The 18,365-nt window shown below is 72.3% G+C and carries 20 protein-coding genes; 10 read left to right on the top strand and 10 right to left on the bottom strand.

The features are described from left to right. Positions 1–42: 42 nt before the first annotated feature. Genes ABZ128_RS00630 through deoC form a run of 3 tightly spaced genes read right to left on the bottom strand, consistent with a single transcriptional unit; the run spans position 43 to position 3,347 of the window. Entirely contained in the window at positions 43–942 is a 900-nt protein-coding gene (locus ABZ128_RS00630) for an aldehyde dehydrogenase family protein (protein ID WP_356845196.1), read from the bottom strand. Next, complete coding sequence (locus ABZ128_RS00625; RefSeq protein WP_356845194.1) at positions 935–2,377, bottom strand: aldehyde dehydrogenase family protein; 1,443 nt, start codon at positions 2,375–2,377, stop codon at positions 935–937. The genes ABZ128_RS00630 and ABZ128_RS00625 overlap by 8 nt, the downstream gene beginning before the upstream one ends. A 7-nt stretch (positions 2,378–2,384) precedes the next feature. Then, a complete protein-coding gene (deoC, locus tag ABZ128_RS00620; protein WP_356845456.1) occupies positions 2,385–3,347 on the bottom strand; it encodes a deoxyribose-phosphate aldolase in 963 nt (320 codons plus the stop codon). A gap of 1,142 nt (positions 3,348–4,489) precedes the next feature. Between deoC and ABZ128_RS00615 the strand changes: the two genes are divergently transcribed. The 4 genes from ABZ128_RS00615 to ABZ128_RS00600 all read left to right on the top strand — a co-directional run bounded on the left by ABZ128_RS00615 (position 4,490) and on the right by ABZ128_RS00600 (position 6,745). Then, on the top strand, positions 4,490–5,131 hold the full coding sequence (locus ABZ128_RS00615; protein ID WP_356845192.1) for a class F sortase: 642 nt from the start codon (positions 4,490–4,492) through the stop codon (positions 5,129–5,131). Positions 5,132–5,156: 25 nt separating this feature from the next. Then, a complete protein-coding gene (locus ABZ128_RS00610; protein ID WP_356845190.1) occupies positions 5,157–5,792 on the top strand; it encodes a PH domain-containing protein in 636 nt (211 codons plus the stop codon). A gap of 168 nt (positions 5,793–5,960) precedes the next feature. Continuing rightward, entirely contained in the window at positions 5,961–6,500 is a 540-nt protein-coding gene (locus tag ABZ128_RS00605; RefSeq protein ID WP_356845455.1) for a VanZ family protein, read from the top strand. Positions 6,501–6,544: 44 nt separating this feature from the next. Then, positions 6,545–6,745, top strand: a complete 201-nt coding sequence (locus tag ABZ128_RS00600; RefSeq protein WP_356845188.1) for a PspC domain-containing protein — start codon at positions 6,545–6,547, stop codon at positions 6,743–6,745. Here ABZ128_RS00600 and ABZ128_RS00595 read toward each other — a convergent pair whose 3' ends face one another. The 3 genes from ABZ128_RS00595 to ABZ128_RS00585 all read right to left on the bottom strand — a co-directional run bounded on the left by ABZ128_RS00595 (position 6,746) and on the right by ABZ128_RS00585 (position 9,192). Next, complete coding sequence (locus ABZ128_RS00595) at positions 6,746–7,498, bottom strand: hypothetical protein (RefSeq protein ID WP_356845186.1); 753 nt, start codon at positions 7,496–7,498, stop codon at positions 6,746–6,748. 127 nt (positions 7,499–7,625) lie between these two features. Further along, a complete protein-coding gene (locus ABZ128_RS00590) occupies positions 7,626–7,904 on the bottom strand; it encodes a hypothetical protein (RefSeq protein WP_356845184.1) in 279 nt (92 codons plus the stop codon). Positions 7,905–8,043: 139 nt separating this feature from the next. Then, on the bottom strand, positions 8,044–9,192 hold the full coding sequence (locus ABZ128_RS00585) for an adenosine deaminase (RefSeq protein WP_356845183.1): 1,149 nt from the start codon (positions 9,190–9,192) through the stop codon (positions 8,044–8,046). A 114-nt stretch (positions 9,193–9,306) separates the two neighbouring features. On the opposite strand from ABZ128_RS00585, the gene ABZ128_RS00580 reads away from it, so the two are divergent. The 3 genes from ABZ128_RS00580 to ABZ128_RS00570 all read left to right on the top strand — a co-directional run bounded on the left by ABZ128_RS00580 (position 9,307) and on the right by ABZ128_RS00570 (position 11,823). Continuing rightward, the gene (locus tag ABZ128_RS00580; protein ID WP_356845181.1) at positions 9,307–10,038 is read left to right on the top strand and encodes an alpha/beta hydrolase; all 732 of its coding nucleotides are present in this window, start codon (positions 9,307–9,309) and stop codon (positions 10,036–10,038) included. 67 nt (positions 10,039–10,105) lie between these two features. Further along, the gene (locus ABZ128_RS00575; RefSeq protein ID WP_356845179.1) at positions 10,106–10,477 is read left to right on the top strand and encodes a cupin domain-containing protein; all 372 of its coding nucleotides are present in this window, start codon (positions 10,106–10,108) and stop codon (positions 10,475–10,477) included. Between the two features lie 311 nt (positions 10,478–10,788). Beyond that, a complete protein-coding gene (locus tag ABZ128_RS00570; RefSeq protein ID WP_356845177.1) occupies positions 10,789–11,823 on the top strand; it encodes a helix-turn-helix transcriptional regulator in 1,035 nt (344 codons plus the stop codon). On the opposite strand, the gene ABZ128_RS00565 is transcribed toward ABZ128_RS00570, so the two are convergent. Next, positions 11,766–12,797 carry a LysR family transcriptional regulator gene (locus ABZ128_RS00565; protein ID WP_356845454.1) on the bottom strand — a complete coding sequence of 344 codons (1,032 nt, stop codon included), beginning with the start codon at positions 12,795–12,797 and terminating at the stop codon, positions 11,766–11,768. The two genes, ABZ128_RS00570 and ABZ128_RS00565, sit on opposite strands and share 58 nt — an antisense overlap. A 63-nt stretch (positions 12,798–12,860) precedes the next feature. Here ABZ128_RS00565 and ABZ128_RS00560 point away from each other — a divergent pair, with 63 nt between their 5' ends. From ABZ128_RS00560 to ABZ128_RS00550, 3 genes are all read left to right on the top strand, one after another. Continuing rightward, positions 12,861–14,153 (top strand): MFS transporter, encoded by a 1,293-nt coding sequence (locus tag ABZ128_RS00560; protein ID WP_356845175.1) that lies wholly within the window; start codon positions 12,861–12,863, stop codon positions 14,151–14,153. A gap of 136 nt (positions 14,154–14,289) precedes the next feature. Beyond that, positions 14,290–14,988 carry a L,D-transpeptidase family protein gene (locus tag ABZ128_RS00555; protein WP_356845453.1) on the top strand — a complete coding sequence of 233 codons (699 nt, stop codon included), beginning with the start codon at positions 14,290–14,292 and terminating at the stop codon, positions 14,986–14,988. A 74-nt stretch (positions 14,989–15,062) separates the two neighbouring features. Then, a complete protein-coding gene (locus tag ABZ128_RS00550) occupies positions 15,063–16,070 on the top strand; it encodes a sigma-70 family RNA polymerase sigma factor (RefSeq protein WP_356845173.1) in 1,008 nt (335 codons plus the stop codon). Here ABZ128_RS00550 and ABZ128_RS00545 read toward each other — a convergent pair. From ABZ128_RS00545 to ABZ128_RS00535, 3 genes are all read right to left on the bottom strand, one after another. Beyond that, positions 15,966–16,316, bottom strand: coding sequence for an STAS domain-containing protein (locus tag ABZ128_RS00545; protein ID WP_356845172.1), 351 nt, complete (start codon positions 16,314–16,316; stop codon positions 15,966–15,968). The two genes, ABZ128_RS00550 and ABZ128_RS00545, sit on opposite strands and share 105 nt — an antisense overlap. Before the next feature lie 37 nt (positions 16,317–16,353). Then, a complete protein-coding gene (locus tag ABZ128_RS00540; protein ID WP_356845170.1) occupies positions 16,354–16,944 on the bottom strand; it encodes a Uma2 family endonuclease in 591 nt (196 codons plus the stop codon). A 95-nt stretch (positions 16,945–17,039) separates the two neighbouring features. Continuing rightward, a complete protein-coding gene (locus ABZ128_RS00535; RefSeq protein WP_356845168.1) occupies positions 17,040–18,317 on the bottom strand; it encodes a thymidine phosphorylase in 1,278 nt (425 codons plus the stop codon). Positions 18,318–18,365: the final 48 nt, after the last annotated feature.

Here is an 18,365-nt window from a genome sequence, read left to right as displayed (position 1 = left end):
CGCTGGACGCTGCCGGGGCCGGTTCTCGCGCGGGCCGTCCTCCTAGTAGGACGAGCCCGACGCGCCCAGCGAACCCGTGGGGTGCCAGACGGTCTTGGTCTCCAGGAAGGCCGTCATCCGCGCCGTGCCCGGGTCGGCGCTCCAGTCGTCCACAGGCTGTGGACGCAGGACGCGCTTGAGGTTGTCCGCCGCGGCGATCTCCAGCTCCTTCGCGAGCGCCGCGTCGGCACCCGCCAGGTCGATGGCGTTGACGTCCTGGTGGGCCGCCAGGTGGGGGCCCATTTCGGCGGCCTTGCCGGACAGGATGTTGACCACACCGCCCGGCAGGTCGGACGTGGCCAGCACCTCACCGAGGGAGAGCGCCGGCAGGGGCGCCTTCTCGCTGGCGATGACGACCGCGGTGTTGCCGGTGGCGATCACCGGGGCGACCACGGAGACCAGGCCCAGGAAGGACGAGTCCTGCGGGGCGACGACGGTGACGACACCGGTCGGCTCCGGGGTGGACAGGTTGAAGAACGGGCCCGCCACCGGGTTGGCCCCGCCCGCGATCTGGGCGATCTTGTCGGTCCAGCCCGCGTACCAGACCCAGCGGTCGATCGCCGCGTCGACGACCGCAGCCGCCTTGGACTTGGACAGGCCCTCGGCCTCGCCCACCTCGCGGACGAACTGGTCCCGGCGGCCTTCCAGCATCTCGGCGATGCGGTAGAGGATCTGCCCGCGGTTGTAGGCGGTCGCGCCCGCCCAGCCGCCGAAGGCCTTGCGGGCCGCGACGACCGCGTCACGGGCGTCCTTGCGGGAGGCGAGGGGGGCGTTGGCCAGCCACCTGCCCTTGGAGTCGCTCACCTCGTACACCCGGCCGCTCTCGGAACGCGGGAACTTCCCGCCCACGTACAGCTTGTAGGTCTTGAAGACGGAAAGACGCGTGGTCGTCGACTCAGACATCGAGGTAAGCCTCCAGGCCGTGGCGACCGCCCTCGCGGCCGAAGCCGGACTCCTTGTAGCCGCCGAAGGGCGAGGTCGGGTCGAACTTGTTGAACGTGTTGGCCCACACCACGCCGGCGCGGAGCTTGTTCGCGACCGCGAGGATGCGCGAGCCCTTCTCCGTCCAGATGCCGGCGGACAGGCCGTACTGGCTGTTGTTGGCCTTGGCGACGGCCTCGTCGGGCGTACGGAAGGTCAGCACGGACAGCACCGGGCCGAAGATCTCGTCGCGGGCGACGGTGTGCGCCTGGGTGACGTTGGTGAAGAGCGTCGGGGCGAACCAGTAACCGGCGGACGGCAGCTCGCACGCCGGGGACCAGCGCTCGGCGCCCTCGGCCTCGCCGGTCTCCGCGAGGGCGGTGATCCGGGCCAGCTGCTCGGCGGAGTTGATCGCGCCGATGTCGGTGTTCTTGTCCAGCGGGTCGCCGAGGCGCAGCGTGGACAGGCGCCGCTTGAGGGAGTCGAGCAGCTCGTCGTGGATCGACTCCTGGACCAGCAGGCGCGAGCCCGCGCAGCAGACCTGGCCCTGGTTGAAGAAGATGCCGTTGACGATGCCCTCGACGGCCTGGTCGATCGGCGCGTCGTCGAAGACGATGTTGGCGCCCTTGCCGCCCAGCTCCAGGGTGACCTTCTTGTCGGTGCCGGCGATCTGGCGGGCGATGGCCTTGCCGACCGCGGTCGAGCCGGTGAAGGCGACCTTGTTGACGTCGGGGTGCGCGACGAGCTCGGCGCCCGCGTCCCCGTAGCCGGGAATGATGTTGACGACGCCCTTGGGCAGACCGGCCTGGCGGCAGATGTCCGCGAAGAACAGCGCCGACAGGGGGGTGGTCTCGGCGGGCTTGAGGACGACCGTGTTGCCGGTGGCCAGCGCCGGGGCGATCTTCCACGCCAGCATCAGCAGCGGGAAGTTCCACGGGATGACCTGGCCGGCGACGCCGAGGGGGCGCGGGTTCGCGCCGTAGCCGGCGTGGTCGAGCTTGTCGGCCCAGCCCGCGTAGTAGAAGAAGTGCGCGGCGACGAGCGGGAGGTCCGCGTCGCGGGTCTCCTTGATCGGCTTGCCGTTGTCCAGGGTCTCCAGGACGGCCAGCTCGCGGCTGCGCTCCTGGATGATCCGGGCGATGCGGAAGAGGTACTTGGCGCGCTCGGAGCCGGGCAGCGCGGACCACTTCTCGAAGGCCTTGCGGGCGGCCCGGACGGCGCGGTCCACGTCGGCGGCGCCGGCCTGGGCGACCTCGGAGAGGACTTCCTCGGACGCCGGCGAGACGGTCTTGAAGACCCTGCCGTCGGCGGCGTCGGTGAACTCACCGTCGATGAAGAGGCCGTAGGAGGGGGCGATGTCGACGACCGCGCGGGACTCGGGAGCCGGCGCGTACTCGAAGAGGGAAGGCTTGTTCATGATGGTCTCAGTCCACCGTCACGTAGTCGGGACCGGAGTAACGCCCGGTGCTCAGCTTCTGGCGCTGCATGAGCAGGTCGTTCAGCAGGCTGGAGGCGCCGAAGCGGAACCACTCGTTGGTCAGCCAGTCCTCGCCCACGGTCTCGTTGACCAGGACCAGGAACTTGATGGCGTCCTTGGTCGTCCGGATTCCGCCGGCCGGCTTCACGCCGATCTGGATTCCAGTCTGCTCCTTGAAGTCGCGGACGGCTTCGAGCATCAGCAGGGTGTTGGCGGGGGTGGCGTTGACCCCGACCTTGCCGGTGGAGGTCTTGATGAAGTCGGCTCCCGCGAGCATGCCGATCCAGGACGCGCGGCGGATGTTGTCGTACGTGGACAGCTCGCCGGTCTCGAAGATGACCTTCAGCCGGGCGGCGCTGCCGTCCTCGCGGACGCACGCCTCCTTGACGGCCTTGATCAGCTCGTACGTCTCCAGGTAGCGGCCGGCGAGGAAGGCGCCACGGTCGATGACCATGTCGATCTCGTCGGCGCCGGCGGCGACGGCGTCACGGGTGTCCGCGAGCTTGACGGGCAGCGCGGCGCGGCCGGCCGGGAAGGCGGTCGCGACGGACGCCACCTTGACGTCGGCGCCGTTCAGGGCGGCCTTGGCGGTGGCCACCATGTCCGGGTAGACGCAGACCGCGGCGGTCATGGGGGTCGTACGGTCGGTCGGGTCGGGGATGACGGCCTTGGCGGCGAGGGCCCGTACCTTGCCCGGGGTGTCCGCACCCTCAAGCGTGGTCAGGTCGATCATCGAGATGGCCAGGTCGATGGCGTACGCCTTGGCCGTGGTCTTGATCGAACGGGTACCGAGCGCGGCCGCGCGGGCCTCCAGGCCGACGGCGTCTACGCCGGGCAGCCCGTGCAGGAAGCGGCGCAGCGCACTGTCGGACGTCGTCACGTCAGCGAATGCGGTGAGGGTGGTGGGCATGGTCACCAGATGAGCATATCTACGCGCGTAGCGACCTGTCACCCCCCGCCGGTGCACATCTGTGCGGGACGGTCCACATCCGGGCGCGGCGGGCGCCGGCGGGGCACGGCCGCTGCGGACCGCTGACCTCCGCTTTTGCTGTTACACGGCGAAGACGGGAACCCCATGATCCAGTCGAACAAGATCCGTAAATTTCTCTTCAGCAGCCCGCCAGACCTCACCGGATGAAAGCCTCGGCAGAGAACCCGTAGAGAAAAAGGGGCATGCGACTCTCCCACCGATCCGCGACACAGCTTCAGGAGTCGTTATGCGTTCCGCCCTCCGCACCTCGATCGTCACCGCCGCCCTCGCCGGGGCCCTGCTCGCGCCGGCCGCTACGGCGCTCGCCGCGCCGGCCCCGCAGGCCGCCGGCCCGGTCTCGGCGGTGACGACGGTCTCCGCGGCCGCGTCGGGCAAGGACCGCTACGACGGCGAGGTCGTGCTGGTCGGCAAGGACCGGATCGCGGTGCTGCGCAACGACGCCGAGGGCCCGGAGGTCTGGATCCGCGCCGTCTCCGAGAACTGGAAGCCGGCCGACGGCTGGGCGGGCCACGTCCTCGCGAAGCTGGACCTCTCCCACCGCGTCGCGGTGATCGACGGCACCGAGTACAAGCTCACCGACGCGGGCCGCTACGGGCTCAACGTCCACCGGCAGGGCGAGGGGGCTTCGGACTTCTACCTGCTGCCGGAGGCCGTCCCCGCCACCACCCCCTCCACCAAGCCGTCCACCGGTCCTTCGGCCGGGCCCTCGGCCAAGCCCTCCGCCCAGCCGACCGCCAAGGCCCCGGCCCCGGCCCCGGTCAAGCAGGCCGCCGACGTGAAGCCGCAGACGGGCGCGCAGACGGTGGTCGTCCCCAAGGGCGGAGTCGCGGCCGGCGCGGAGCTCGCCGCCGAGGACACCGACAACAGCACCACCGTGGCCGCCGGCGCCGGTCTCGTCGCGATCCTCGGCGCGCTCGGTGCGGCCCTGGTGGTCCGCTCCGCCGCGCCCGCAACGGCGCCTGAGCACCACCCGCCCCACCCCTCCCCTGTTCCTCCCCGTTTCCTCCTTCCGGCGGGCCGCCTCCACGGTGGCCCGCCGGGCCCGTTTCCCGGAGCGCCCCATGGCCCGTCCCGTCCGCCCCCTGCTCGCCACCGCCCTGCTCGGTCCGCTCGCCCTCGCCGCCCTGACCGGCTGCGGCGGCGCCCCTGCCGCGCCCACGCCCCCGCCGCACATCGCCGCGCCCGCCGCGGCGCCCGCGCCCGACCCGGCGTCCGCCGCCGCGACGGCGTCGACGGGCGCCGTCACCGCGCTGCCCGCCTCCGAGCCGGTACGGGTGCGGATCCCCGCGGCGGGCGTGGACGCGGGCCCGCTGCTGAAGCTGGGCCTGGCCGCCGACGGCACGGTCGAGGTGCCCTCCGTAGCCGACGGCGACAAGATCGGCTGGTACACCAAGGCCGTCACGCCCGGCGAGACCGGACCCGCCGTGCTGATCGGGCACTTCGACACGGCGCGCGGGCCGGCCGTCCTGCGCAACGTCTCCCGCATCCGCACCGGTGACCGGATCACCGTCACCCGGGCGGACGGCACCACCGCCGTCTTCGGCGTGCGCGAGCTGGAGCAGGTCGACAAGAAGAGCTTCCCGACGGCCAAGGTGTACGGGAACACCGCGCGCCCGGAGCTGCGGCTGATCACCTGCGGCGGGGAGCTCACCGACGGCCACCGCCCCGACAACATCATCGTGTACGCCGATCTCGTGGGCTGAGACGGCGTGAGGCACAATCGGGCGCATGAGCAGCCAGCAGCCCACCGACGAGCCGGTGTACGACGACCGGGTCTACCGCTCCCCCATGGCCATCGTCACCGGAGTGCTGCTGCTCGCGCTCATCGCATGGCTGTGCGGGGACGCGGTGGTGCGGGGCACGGGCAACACCCCGTGGTTCGCGCTGGCGATCGCCCTCTTCCTGGTTCCGCTGACGGTGGCGTTCACCATCCGCCCGGCGGTCTTCGCCAACGACGACCGGATGCGCGTACGGAACCCGTTCCGGGTGATCGAACTGCCCTGGGCCGCGGTGGACGCCGTGCGCGCCGGGTACTCCGCGGAGGTGCTGGCCGAGGGGTCGAAGTACCAGCTCTGGTCGGTCCCCGTCTCGCTGCGCGAGCGCAAGAAGGCCAGTCGGCAGCAGTACAGCCGCCGCGGCGGGCTCACCGGCAAGGGGCTGGCCGCCCCGGAGCAGCCGGGCGCGGCCGCGGAGCCGCGGCGGGCCCATGCGGACCGGGTGGTGGACGAGCTGCGCGAGCTGGCCGAGCGCGGCGCCTCCCGTACGGGCGCCCAGGGCAGTGCGAGCGTGCACTGGTCGTACGAGATCATCGCGCCGGCCGTGGCGGGTGCGGTGCTGCTGATCGTGCTCTGGGCGACCCGCTGAGCCCGCGGCGCCGTCACCGTGCGTGAGAGCGCGGGCACGGGCTCCGAGGGGCCGGGGCGCCGCCGTCTTTTCGGTCGGTCACCCGAACCGGCCGGAACCACGGCCACCGGGAGCTGCGTCCTCGCAGGTGTGCAGCGTCAAGAGGTCGGCCACTGCGCCGCCACCGCCATACACCTCCGGCTCCGGCTCCTGGGCGGGGGCCTGCTGGTCGCTCATCTGCTCCTCGTCGGCTGGCTCACTCTGCGTCCGCTGGACGTGCCCTGGGCGGCGGCCGCCAATCTGACCCCGCTGGAGGGGATCAGGGCCGATCTGGCGTACGGGCCGCTGGGGGCCGCCCGGCGGATCGGGGAGGCGCTCGCGCTGCTCGCCCCGCTGGGGGTGCTCCTGCCGCTGGTCAGCGGAACGCTGGCGCCGTCGCCGCTGGCCGCGTGGTCCTCGCTGGTGCGGACCGCCGCCGCGGGCGTGCTGGTCTCGATCGGCATCGAGATGATGCAGAGCGGCGTTCCCGGGCAGGTCGTCGACGTGGACTCGGTCCTGCTGAACACGGCCGGGGTGGTGCTGGCGCACGTGGCCGTCGTACCGGTGCTGCGGGCGCGGCTGCGGCGGTCCCTGCACGCGCGGCGGTCTCAGGGGTCCACCCCGAGAATTACCAGGGTCGGGCTCGGACCGTGGACCGAGGTGTTGTCCGCGGTTCCACGGGAGTATTGAGGCATCGCGGGAAAAGGTCCCGCGACGGCCCCAGAGGAGAATCCATGAGCGCCCTTGTTCGCCCCCGTGACGGCCGCTGGATCGGCGGCGTCTGTGCCGGACTGGCGCGGCGGTTCGGTATTTCCGCGAACACGATGAGGCTCATCTTCGTCGTTTCGTGTCTGCTGCCCGGCCCGCAGTTCCTGATCTATCTGGCGCTGTGGGTGCTGTTGCCGAACGAGAAGTCGGCTTCCACCGCGTGGTGATCAGCGCGCGGCGCGCACCTTTTCCAGCTGCTTGTCCGCCACCTCGTGCGGTACCTGCGCCTTCTGCCGGCCGGCGGCCACGTTGAGGGCCATCAGCCGCACGACGGTGGAGCCCTGGCGCACCACGACGAGGTGGACTTCCGCGGAGACGCCCTGGGCGGCGGCGGTCGTGGTCCAGCTGACGCTCTCGTCGCCGGACGTCCGGTATTCGGCGGGCCGCACCTCGCGGTAGCTGCCGCTCTGTTTCCCGACGGTGGCGGTGAAGCCCGTCCCGCACGCGGCGACCGCGTCCTTGAGGCGGGTGATCAGGCTCCTGGCGTCGCGCTCGGCGTAGGAGCTGACGGAGGCGGAGACGGCGAGTCCGACCTGCTTCTGTGAGCCGACGCCCCGGTTGACGGTCTCCTGCGCGGCCGGGTCGGGTTTGTCGCCCATGATGTCGGCCAGCGGCTGGCAGGCCTTGCGGTCGGCCTGCGGCTGTCCGTCGGGGGCGTTGGGGTTCTTGCCCTGCGCCGAGATCTGGTACCCGGGTACGTCGCCCTGCTCCAGCGCGGACCGCTCCAGCCTGCTCGCGGCGGCCTTGGGCGCGGCCGGACCCGTGGAAGAGGCCGGCGGGGAGCTCAGGGGGGCGGAGTCCTTGGGGTCCGGCGCCTTGTCGGACGGGGCGCCCTTGCTGCAGCCCACGGCCCCCAGGAGGAGGGCGGGCAGCAGTGCGGCGGCGGCCGCCGTGACCGTGGCGCGTGCCTTCAGGCGCATGACCGATGACCTCTCTCCCCCGCCGTCGGCGGGCGGTTGACGGTGATCGTGGCACACGGCACGACGTGGCACACACCCGGTCGAACCGGCGTGCGCCACGCGTGCGCGCGTACGAATCCGGCGCGGATCAGCCGCCGAGGGCGCCACCGATGGGCAGGCCGCCGAGGGTGGGGCCGATCGCGTTGGCGAGCTCGCCGATCGGGGCGGCCGGGTCGCTGGACTGCTGGCCTTCCCCGGAGCTCACCTGCTGCTGGCTCGTGAGCCCCTGCGCGGCACCGGTGACCGTGCCCAGCGCGTCGGAGAGACCGACGGCGGGGACGGCGGCGGATGCGGTGCCGGCGGCGACGGCGGCGAAGGCGGCACCGAGGGCGGCGACACCGAGAGTCTTGGCAGCTGACTTCTTCATGAAGATTAGTCCTTGCGAAGGGGAACTGAGCGGCTCCGCAAACTAGTCACTTCAAACCCCGGCCCGCAAACATCCGTAAATATGAGAAAGCGTCCGGGAATTGTTCTTCCCGGACGCTTTCCGTCTGTCAGGCCGTGGCCTAGGCCGATACGGAGCCGCTGGTCGAAGCGGTCTGCCGGAACAGCCATTCCGACTTCAGCTCGGCATAACCCGGCTTGATCACGTCGTTGATCATGGCCAGTCGTTCATCGAAAGGAATGAACGCCGACTTCATCGCATTGACGGTGAACCACTGCATGTCGTCGAGCGTGTAGCCGAAGGTGCCGACCAGGTGCTCGAACTCGCGGCTCATGCTGGTGCCGCTCATCAGGCGGTTGTCGGTGTTGACCGTCAGCCGGAAGTGCAGCTTGCGCAGCAGGCCGATGGGGTGCTCGGCGTAGGAGGCGGCCGCTCCGGTCTGCAGGTTCGAGGTGGGGCACATCTCCAGGGGGATGCGCTTGTCCCGGACGTACGAGGCCAGGCGGCCCAGCGTCACGGAGCCGTCCGCGGCGACCTCGATGTCGTCGATGATCTTCACGCCGTGGCCCAGGCGGTCGGCGCCGCACCACTGGAGCGCCTGCCAGATCGACGGCAGACCGAAGGCCTCGCCCGCGTGGATGGTGAAGTGGTTGTTCTCGCGCTTGAGGTACTCGAACGCGTCGAGGTGGCGGGTGGGAGGGAACCCGGCCTCGGCGCCGGCGATGTCGAAGCCGACCACGCCGTTGTCGCGGTAGCGGTTGGCGAGCTCCGCGATCTCCAGGGCGCGGGCGGCGTGGCGCATCGCGGTGAGGAGGGCGCCGATGCGGATGCGGTGGCCGTTGGCCTTCGCGCGGCGCTCGCCCTCGCGGAAGCCCTCGTTGACGGCCTCGACGACCTCTTCGAGGGTCAGCCCGGCTTCGAGGTGCTGCTCGGGGGCGTAGCGGATCTCCGCGTACACCACGCCGTCCTCGGCCAGGTCCTCGGCGCACTCGGCGGCGACGCGGAACAGTGCGGCCTTCGTCTGCATGACGGCGCAGGTGTGCGCGAACGTCTCCAGGTAGCGCGGGAGGGAGCCGGAGTCGGCGGCCTCGCGGAACCAGATGCCGAGCTTGTCGGCATCGGTCTCGGGCAGGTTCTCGTAGCCGGCCTCGCGGGCCAGCTCGATGATGGTCCCGGGGCGCAGTCCACCGTCGAGGTGGTCGTGGAGCAGCACCTTCGGGGAGCGGCGGATCTGATCCGGGGTGGGCAGGTTGGGGGTCTCGCTCGTCATCTGCGCACTCTAACTCCTACGCGCGTAGAGCACCGCGTCGGCGGCGGGGGTCGATATGTAACAGAGACCGTACGGACGGGTGGCGTACACCTGTCGGTCTGAGACTGTTCCGCCATGGCACAGCATGCGCCGCCGGCGCGCGGGGCCCGCCTGGGGCGGGCGGCCGGCGTGAACGGCCCGGTCTCGACGGACACGACGGTCAACGGGGCGGTCCTGCTGCTCCCCGGCGCCTCCAGATGGCCCCCCGGCCCGCTGCGTGCGCTCACCCGGGCCCTCGCCCGGGCGGGCCGGCCGCAGGGCCTGGTCGCACACGCCGTTCTCCACGGCCGCGGGGCCGACCGCGAGGAGGACGCCCGGTGGGCGGCGGACGAGGTGGTGCGCAGGTACGGGGACGTACCGGTGTGCCTGGCCGGCTACGACGCGGGCGGCCGGGCGGCGCTGCGGGCGGCGGGTCACGACGCCGTCAACTCGGTCCTGGCGCTCGCCCCTTCGCTGGGCGGGGCGGCGGCGGACGGCTCGCCCGAACCGGTCAAGCAGCTCTCGGGGCGGCAGGTGCTGATCGTGCACGGCACGAACGACGCCCACAGCGACCCCGAGGCATCGTTTCGGCTGGCGGCGCAGGCGAAGAAGGCGAACCGGGCGACGTGCCGGTTCGAGGTGCACTCCGACGGGCACCGGTTACGGGAGCACCAGGCGGAAGTCGTGGCGCTGGCCGTGGACTTCGTGCTCGGCGCGATGGTCACGGGCCGGTATTCGCGACCGGTCACCGATGCGCTGGCGGCCCCTCCGCCGCTGGGTCTGCGGATGCCGCTGGCCTCCGGTTTCGGGCGTTCGCTGAGGGGGTGAGGGGCGGGGGCCCCGAGCGTAAGGTGAGGAGTGGACTCGGGGAGCCCTCTTTCCGGGAGGTACCGCCATGGCGCCGATGGTGCGCAGGAGCTTCGACAGCGCCGACGAGACCCGTCCGTTCACGGACGGCAAGGGCAGGCTGGACCTGATCCAGGCGGAAGGCGGGCCCGTGGGCCGCGCCGTGTTCGAGCCGGGGTGGCGCTGGTCGGAGCACATCAAGCCGCTGGCCGGGACGGACAGCTGCCAGTCCGCCCACACCAGCTACGTGGTGAGCGGCCGGATGAAGGTGGTCATGGACGACGGGGAGAGCGAGGAGTACGGCCCCGGCGACTTCATGCAGGTCTCGCCCGGGCACGACGCGTGGGTGCTGGGGGACGAGCCGTGCGTCGCCGTCGACTGGACCGGCTTCGGGAACTACGCGAAGGCCTCGGGCGGCTAGGGCCTGTCTTCCGGATCCGGCCGGGCCCGCGGCGCCTGGTCCGGCACCGGCGGGGCGCTGCGGTGGTCGCGCCGGTCCGTCCGTGCCTGCCGCTCCGCCCCCTCACGGTCGGACGGCGCCGATGGACCGGCGTGACCACCACGGTGCGCGCCTGCCCGGCTGGGCGCTCCCCCGTACCGGCGTTCCCCTGCACCGGTGCCTCCACTGTGCCGGTCCGGCATGTGCCGTAACCGCCGGTTCGGGCGTCGTCTTGCCGCCTTGCGGGAACACGAGGGGTTTACAAACATCCGCAAGCCGGGACGAATATGCCCATGCCAGCCGACGCAGTCGAGCCCACGTACGGAGGCGATCTGAGCCCCGCCGCCCGGCGGCTGTACGCGTACGCCGTCGAGCGGCACTCGTTCGCCGCGGCGGAGGCCACCGCGGCCCTCGGAGCCGGGGCGGGTGCGGCGATCACCGAGCTGGCCGCCGCCCACCTGCTCCAGCGGGCCCCCGGCAGCGGGCCGGAGCGGTGGTGCGCGGTGGCGCCGAGGGCGGCGGCGGCCCGCGCGCTGGCACCGCTGGCGCTGCTCGTCCGGGAGACCCACGACGAGATGGACCGGCTGCGCGGGCGGCTGGAGGCGCTGGTCCCGGCGTACGAGGCGGGGGCGGCGCACCGGCGGCGCGGCAGCGCGGAGCAGTTGGAGCTGGTCACCGACCTGGGGGCGGTGCGGGGGCTGATCGCGGAGCTCGCGGCGGCGTGCGAGCGGGAGCTGCTGACCTCGCAGCCGGGCGGGGGCCGGCCGCTGGAATCGCTCCAGGAGGCGATCGGGCGGGACGAGTCACTGCTGGCCCGCGGGGTGCGGATGCGCACCATCTACCAGCACACGGCGCGGTATTCGCGGCCGACGGCGGCCTACGTGGAACGGGTGACGGCCCTCGGGGCGCAGGTGCGCACGCTGGGCGACGGGCTGATGCGGATGCTGATCTTCGATGCGCACACGGGCCTGATGGAGGTGCCGGACCGCACCGGAGCGGCGCTGGTGGTGCGCGAGCCGAGCGTCGTGCACTTCATGACGTCCGCCTTCGAGCGGTCCTGGCTGGGAGCGGAGCCCTTCCCGACGACGGTGAGCCCGGACGCGGCGCGCTCGCTCTCCGACGAGCTGCGCCAGACGATCGTACGGCTGCTGTCGGAGGGGCTGGAGGACAAGGTGATCGCCCGCCGGCTGGGCATGTCGGAGCGGACCTGCCAGCGCCACATCGCGGAGATCATGCGGGCGGTGGGCGCCAAGTCGCGGTTCCAGGCGGGCTACTTGCTCTCCGCCGCCGCTCCGGTACCGGTTCCGGAGGACAAGGCCGGGTCCTGACCGGGCCCGCCGGCCAGTTCGGGGATCAGCCGGCCGCGCCGGGACAGCAGGAAGCGCTTGAACGCGGCGACGGGCGGGGTGTCGGGGTGTCCGTCGAGCCAGGCCACGCCGATCTCGCGGACCGCGCGCGGCGCGGTCACCGTCAGCTCGACCACCCCGGGGCGGGGCACGGCGGGCGGGGGCAGCAGGGCCACGCCGAGTCCGGCCGCGACCAGCCCGCGCAGGGTCTCGGCCTCCTCGCCCTCGAAGGCCACGCGGGGGGTGAACCCGGCTTCCGCGCACAGGTCGTCGGTGATGCGGCGCAGGCCGTAGCCGGGCTCCAGGGTGACGAAGGTTTCCTCGGCGGCCTCGGCGAGGCGGATGCGCTTGCGGGTCGCGAGGCGGTGGTCGTCGGGGACGACCAGGCGCAGCCGCTGCTCGTCGAGGCGGCGGGCGACGAGGTCGGGCGCGTCGGGCAGGGGCGAGGTCAGGCAGAGGTCGAGTTCGCCGGCGCGCAGCCGCTCCAGCATGGCCTCGCCGTAGTTCTGGACCAGGGAGAAGCGCACGCGCGGGTGGTCGGCGCGGAAGGCGCGGATCAGGCCGGGTACGGTCTCGGGGCCGAGGGTGTGCAGGAAGCCGAACGCCACTTTGCCGTAGGCGGGGTCGGCGTCCTGCTGAACGGATCCGGCGGCCCGGGCGATCTCGGCGAGGGCCTGTTCGGCCGAGGCCAGGAAGGTCCGGCCGGCCGTGGTGAGCGCGACCGTACGGCCCTTGCGGGCGAACAGCGTGACGCCGAGGTCCTCTTCGAGGCGGACCATGGCGCGCGAGAGGGTGGACTGCGGGACGCCCAGCTCGTGGGCGGCGCGGGTGACGTGCTCGTGACGGGCGACGGCCGCGAAGTAGGCCAGGCGCGGGGCCAGCAGAGTTGTCACCGCCATGTCTTCTTCGTAACGGTTCGTTGACATGCGCCCCTCTGAGCTGTGCTGATGCGGCAGTGGATCGATTATCGCGAATCTGTGCATTGGACGCATGAAACGGGCCGGGTCTACGGTCGTTGCATGCCTCCCGTTCATACCGGGGCACCTGTCATCCCGGGTGCCTCCATCGCGTCGTCCCCGCACCCCGCCGCAGCCCCGGCGCCCCGCGCCCCCGGCCGCCCCGGCTACCGCCGGATGAGCCTGGCGCTCTTCGCCGCCGGACTGGCCACCTTCGCCCTCCTCTACTCCACCCAGGCGCTGCTGCCCGCGATCTCGGACGGCTTCGGCGTGACGGCGGGTCAGGCCAGCTGGACGGTGTCCGCGGCCACGGGCGCGCTCGCCCTGTTCGTACTGCCGCTGAGCGCGCTGTCCGAGCGGTTCGGCCGGACCCGGATGATGACGGTGTCCATGGTCGTGGCCGTCGGCGTGGGACTGCTCGTGCCGTTCGCCCCGGGCCTGGAGTGGCTGGTGGCGCTGCGCGCCGTGCAGGGCGCGGCGATCGCCGGCATCCCGGCCTCCGCGATGGCGTACCTGGCGGAGGAGGTCGAGGCGAAGGCGCTGGTGGGCGCGATCGGCCTGTTCGTGGCCGGCAATTCCATCGGCGGCATGAGCGGCCGCCTGGTCACCGGCTGGGCCGCGCAGGCGTGGGGCTGGCGGGGCGGGCTCGCGGCCGTCGGCGCCATGGCGCTGCTCTGCGCGGTGGCCTTCCTGGTCCTGCTGCCCCGGGCCCGGTTCTTCCGCCCGGCCGGGGCGGCGCCGCGCGCGGTCGCCTCCGCGGTCGCCGGCCACCTGCGCGATCCGCTGCTGCTGCGGCTGTACGGGATCGGCGCGCTGTTCATGACGGTGTTCGGCGCCGTCTACACCGTGATCGGCTACCGGCTGGTGGAGGAGCCGTTCTCGCTCGGGCAGGGCGTGGTCGGGTCGATCTTCCTGATCTACCTGGTGGGTACGGTCTCCTCGGCGGCGGCCGGGCAGCTGGTGGCCCGGGCCGGGCGGCGCGGCGCACTGTACCTGGCGGTGACCACGACGGCCCTGGGGCTGCTGCTCTCACTGTCGGACCGGCTGCCCGCGATCCTGCTCGGGCTGGTGCTGATCACCGCGGGCTTCTTCGCGGGGCACGCGGTGGCGTCCGCGGCGGTCAGCCGCACGGCGAAGACGGCCCGCGCGCAGGCCTCGGCGCTGTACCAGTCGGCGTACTACCTCGGCTCCAGCGCGGGCGGCACGCTCGGGGCCCTGGCCTACCACGGGGCGGGCTGGGCGGCCACCGTGGGCATCGCCCTGCTGGCGGTCCTCGGCGTCGTGTCGATCACCCTGTACGGCTCCCGCGCGGCCCGCGCCGAGCGGCGCCACACCGCGCTGGCCGCCGCACGCTGATACGGCCGCGCGCGTACCGCCCGTACGGCATCGGTACGAGGTGAATTACGGAGCCCGGAGGCCAACCCGCGCCGGGCTCCGGCGCGTTGCGCCTCCCCGCCGGGAAGAAGTGGGGCGGGAGGCCGACATGACATCCATGCGGGTGCGTACGAAGCGACACGGGGCGGCACTGGCCTGCGCGGCACTGGCGTTGGCGGCGCCGCTGGTGGCCGTCGGGGGCGGGACGGCACGGGCCGCCTCCTGCAACCTGACCACCGGGCCGTACCAGCGGCAGGTCGAGCAGTTCCTGGGGCGGCCGGCCGACGGGAGGCAGTCGGCGGCCGACTGCAGTGCCATCCGGTCGTTCCAGGCCGCGCACGGCATCACCCCGACCGCCGGCTACGCCGGGCCGCTGACCTGGCAGACGATGAGCACGATGCTGGCCCAGCGGGCAGCGGGCTCCGCCCCCAACCGGGACGGCAGCTGCCCGGTGAACCTCGGGCGGATCGCCTGCGTGGACCTGACCCGCCAGCTCAGCTGGGTCCAGGACGGCGCCGCCCTGCGCTACGGCCCGGTCCCGGTGCGCACCGGCAAGGACGGCACCGAGACCCGGACGGGCCTGCAGAAGATCTATTACCGCAGCATCGACCACTGGTCGACGCTCTACGACGTGGCAATGCCCTACGCGCAGTTCTTCGACGGGGGCATCGCCTTCCACTCCACCACGAAGAGCATGTGGAACCCGCCGGGCTCGGGCGGCTGCGTGAACATGAGGCCGGCCGACGCCAAGGCGTACTGGAACCTGCTCGGCAACGGCGACGACGTCTACGTCTACGGCCGCAAGCCCGGCACGTAAGGGCTTCCGGCTGCCGTTGTCGGACCCCTCGGGTAGTTTCCGAGGTATCGGACCGACCTGGGGGAACGACAGCCATGAGCGAGCTCGCGACGACGCCACCGGAGCCGGACCTCGATGCGGCGATGGACCGCTACCGGGTCGAGCTCACCGGCTACTGCTACCGCATGCTCGGCTCGTCCTTCGACGCCGAGGACGCGGTGCAGGACACGTACGTCCGCGCCTGGCGCGCCCACGAGAAGTTCGAGGGCCGCTCCTCGCTGCGGTCGTGGCTGTACCGGATCGCCACGAACGTCTGCCTGGACCAGCTGAGTGCCGGGAACAAGCGGGCCCGCCCGATGGACCTGAGCGCCCCGCAGCACCAGGCCTCGGCCGTGCTGAACGAGCGGCCCGAGGTGACCTGGCTGGAGCCGGTGCCGGACGCGCGGGTGGTCCCGCAGACTGCGGACCCGGCGGAGATGGCGCTGGCGAAGGAATCCGTACGGCTGGCGTTCGTCGCGGCCCTGCAGCACCTGCCGGCGAAGCAGCGGGCGGTGCTGATCCTGCGGGAGGTGCTGGCCTGGAAGGCGGACGAGGTCGCGTCGCTGCTGGAGACGACGGTGGCCTCGGTGAACAGCGCCCTCCAGCGGGCCCGGGCCACGCTGGCCGGCCGGCACATCCGGGAGAGCGAGCCGGCGGACCCGCTGGACGCGGACCAGGCGAAGCTGCTGGAGCAGTACCTGTCCGCCTTCGAGGCGTACGACATCGCGCGCCTGACCACGCTGCTGCACGAGGACGCGGTGCTGTCGATGCCGCCGTTCGACCTGTGGCTGCAGGGCCCCGCGGACATCGCGGCCTGGCACCTGAACCAGGGCATCGGCTGCAAGGGCTCGCGCCTGGTCCCGACCACGGCGAACGGCCTGCCGGCCTTCGGCCAGTACCGGCCGCGGGAGGACGGCAAGCCGGGGCACGTCCCGTGGGCGCTCCAGGTGCTGGAGGTCTCAGAGGGGCGGATCGTCGGGCTCAACGCCTTCCTGGACACCGCCCGCTGGTTCCCCCTCTTCGGCCTCCCCGAGGAGCTCGACGAGTCCTACGAGGTCCAGTAGGCCCCGCAGCCCGGGCGTGGCGCCGGTGAGCCGGAGGCGGATGCCGTGCCGCCGGGCGGCGAGGGCCAGCCGGGCGAGCGCGTCGACGGTCCCGAGTCCGGGCCGCGTCAGCGCGCTCACGTCGCACAGCACCTCGCGGGGTCCGTCCCGGGCGAGCACGCCGATGCGCTCCCGGAGCGCGGCTGCTTCCCCGGGCAGCAGAACGGGCCCGGGGACGGTCAGGAGGTCGGGGTCTGCGGTGTCCACATGACGGTGGACCCCACCGGGCCCCGGAACTCATCGGTCAGGGCGTCGGGAAGGCGGAGGTGTCCAGCTTGAGGTCGAAGGGCGCGGGGAGATGGAAGGTCTCGCCGAACTTGCCTGCCTGGAGCACCCGGTACAGCCCGCCCTTCGGCTCGCCGTACAGGGTGATGGTGGGGCCACCAGTGGCAAAGGCGTCGATCAGCAGGTAAAGCGGGACGGCGGCTTGGGCGTATCCCGCGAGCTTGGCGACGCGGTCGTTGGAGGCGTTCGACTTCGATGTCACTTCGACCGCCAGTTCCGCGATGGCGGCCGGGACGAAGGCACCCCCTTCGAGGACAGCCTCTTCAGGTACGACCACCAGGTCCGGGATGTACAGGCCGTCGCGTGACGGGATCGCCACGTTGAGGGTCTGGTAGACCTCCAAGGTTTCCGGAAGCACCGTCATGACGGCCCGTTGGACCTTGACGGCGATGGCGTTGTGGTGGTTGACGGGCGGTGGTGCCACGGTGACGATCCCCTCGATGATCTCCACCTTGCAGCCCTCCGGCGCGTCCGTCCCTTCCCAGAGACGGACGAGACCCTCCCAGCTGTCGCCGCTGACCGGCTCGTGCTGGACCGTGAGTGCGCTCATGGTGTGCTCCTCAAGCTGTTGGCACCGATCCCAGCATGCCGAACGGGACCGGCAGGGGTCCACCGGTCCCGTTCACCCGGAAGGGAAGCCGCAGGTCAGGCGATGCGGTCCAGCACGATCGGCGTGGCGGAGAAGGCCGTGCCCGCCGGGGCGGTGTCGTACGAGCCCTCCAGCGCGGCCAGGGCGTACTCGAACTTCTCCGGGGTGTCCGTGTGGAGGGTCATCAGCGGCTGGCCCGCGGTCACCGTGTCGCCCGGCTTCGCGTGGAGCTCGATGCCCGCGCCCGCCTGGACCGGGTCTTCCTTGCGGGCGCGGCCCGCGCCGAGGCGCCAGGCGCCCACTCCCACCGCGTACGCGTCGAGCCGGGTCAGGACGCCCGAAGCCGGGGCGGTGATCACGTGCTGCTCGCGGGCCACCGGCAGGGCCGCGTCGGGGTCGCCGCCCTGGGCGGAGATCATCCGGCGCCACACGTCCATCGCGGAGCCGTCCGCCAGGGCCTTCGCGGGGTCGGCGTCCTTGATGCCCGCCGCGTCCAGCATCTCCTTGGCCAGCGCGATCGTCAGCTCGACCACGTCCGCGGGGCCGCCGCCCGCCAGGACCTCCACCGACTCGCGGACTTCGAGCGCGTTGCCCGCGGTCAGGCCGAGCGGCGTGGACATGTCGGTGAGCAGGGCCACCGTCTTGACGCCCGAGTCGGTGCCCAGGCCCACCATGGTCCGGGCGAGCTCGCGCGCGTCCTCGATGTTCTTCATGAATGCGCCGCTGCCGACCTTGACGTCCAGGACGAGCGAGCCCGTGCCCTCGGCGATCTTCTTCGACATGATCGAGGAGGCGATCAGCGGAATGGCCTCGACCGTGCCCGTCACGTCGCGCAGGGCGTACAGCTTCTTGTCGGCGGGCGCGAGGCCGTCGCCGGCCGCGCAGATGACCGCGCCCGTGGTGTCCAGGACGTGCAGCATCTCCTCGTTGGACAGCAGCGCGCGCCAGCCCGGGATGGACTCCAGCTTGTCGAGGGTGCCGCCGGTGTGGCCGAGGCCCCGGCCGGACAGCTGCGGCACGGCCGCGCCGCAGGCGGCTACGAGCGGGGCCAGCGGCAGGGTGATCTTGTCGCCCACGCCGCCGGTGGAGTGCTTGTCGGCGGTCGGGCGGGACAGGGAGTCGAAGTTCATCCGCTCGCCCGAGGCGATCATCGCGGCGGTCCACCGCGCGATCTCGGCCCGGTTCATGCCGTTGAGCAGGATGGCCATCGCCAGGGCCGACATCTGCTCGTCGGCGACGATCCCGCGGGTGTAGGCGTCGATGACCCAGTCGATCTGCTCGGGGCTCAGCTCGCCGCGGTCCCGCTTGGTACGGATGACGGAGATGACGTCCATGTGGTGCTTCCTTCTACGCGCATAGAGGTAAGGGGAAAGACGGAAGGG

Origin of the sequence: Streptomyces sp. NPDC006326 (assembly GCF_040612915.1) — a bacterium.
GTDB lineage: Bacteria > Actinomycetota > Actinomycetes > Streptomycetales > Streptomycetaceae > Streptomyces.
This window is presented reverse-complemented; position numbering and strand designations above follow the sequence as displayed.

Excerpts from the sequence above, each read along its gene's own strand:
- ABZ128_RS00535 (WP_356845168.1), bottom strand. The coding sequence starts at position 18,317 with ATGGACGTCATCTCCGTCATCCGTACCAAGCGGGACCGCGGCGAGCTG.
- ABZ128_RS00630 (WP_356845196.1), bottom strand. The coding sequence starts at position 942 with ATGTCTGAGTCGACGACCACGCGTCTTTCCGTCTTCAAGACCTACAAG.
- ABZ128_RS00595 (WP_356845186.1), bottom strand. The coding sequence starts at position 7,498 with ATGCGCCTGAAGGCACGCGCCACGGTCACGGCGGCCGCCGCCGCACTG.
- ABZ128_RS00590 (WP_356845184.1), bottom strand. The coding sequence starts at position 7,904 with ATGAAGAAGTCAGCTGCCAAGACTCTCGGTGTCGCCGCCCTCGGTGCC.
- ABZ128_RS00540 (WP_356845170.1), bottom strand. The coding sequence starts at position 16,944 with ATGAGCGCACTCACGGTCCAGCACGAGCCGGTCAGCGGCGACAGCTGG.
- ABZ128_RS00610 (WP_356845190.1), top strand. The coding sequence starts at position 5,157 with ATGAGCAGCCAGCAGCCCACCGACGAGCCGGTGTACGACGACCGGGTC.
- ABZ128_RS00550 (WP_356845173.1), top strand. The coding sequence starts at position 15,063 with ATGAGCGAGCTCGCGACGACGCCACCGGAGCCGGACCTCGATGCGGCG.
- ABZ128_RS00600 (WP_356845188.1), top strand. The coding sequence starts at position 6,545 with ATGAGCGCCCTTGTTCGCCCCCGTGACGGCCGCTGGATCGGCGGCGTC.
- ABZ128_RS00615 (WP_356845192.1), top strand. The coding sequence starts at position 4,490 with ATGGCCCGTCCCGTCCGCCCCCTGCTCGCCACCGCCCTGCTCGGTCCG.
- ABZ128_RS00580 (WP_356845181.1), top strand. The coding sequence starts at position 9,307 with ATGGCACAGCATGCGCCGCCGGCGCGCGGGGCCCGCCTGGGGCGGGCG.
- ABZ128_RS00570 (WP_356845177.1), top strand. The coding sequence starts at position 10,789 with ATGCCAGCCGACGCAGTCGAGCCCACGTACGGAGGCGATCTGAGCCCC.
- deoC (WP_356845456.1), bottom strand. The coding sequence starts at position 3,347 with ATGCCCACCACCCTCACCGCATTCGCTGACGTGACGACGTCCGACAGT.
- ABZ128_RS00560 (WP_356845175.1), top strand. The coding sequence starts at position 12,861 with ATGCCTCCCGTTCATACCGGGGCACCTGTCATCCCGGGTGCCTCCATC.
- ABZ128_RS00585 (WP_356845183.1), bottom strand. The coding sequence starts at position 9,192 with ATGACGAGCGAGACCCCCAACCTGCCCACCCCGGATCAGATCCGCCGC.
- ABZ128_RS00555 (WP_356845453.1), top strand. The coding sequence starts at position 14,290 with ATGCGGGTGCGTACGAAGCGACACGGGGCGGCACTGGCCTGCGCGGCA.
- ABZ128_RS00575 (WP_356845179.1), top strand. The coding sequence starts at position 10,106 with ATGGCGCCGATGGTGCGCAGGAGCTTCGACAGCGCCGACGAGACCCGT.
- ABZ128_RS00625 (WP_356845194.1), bottom strand. The coding sequence starts at position 2,377 with ATGAACAAGCCTTCCCTCTTCGAGTACGCGCCGGCTCCCGAGTCCCGC.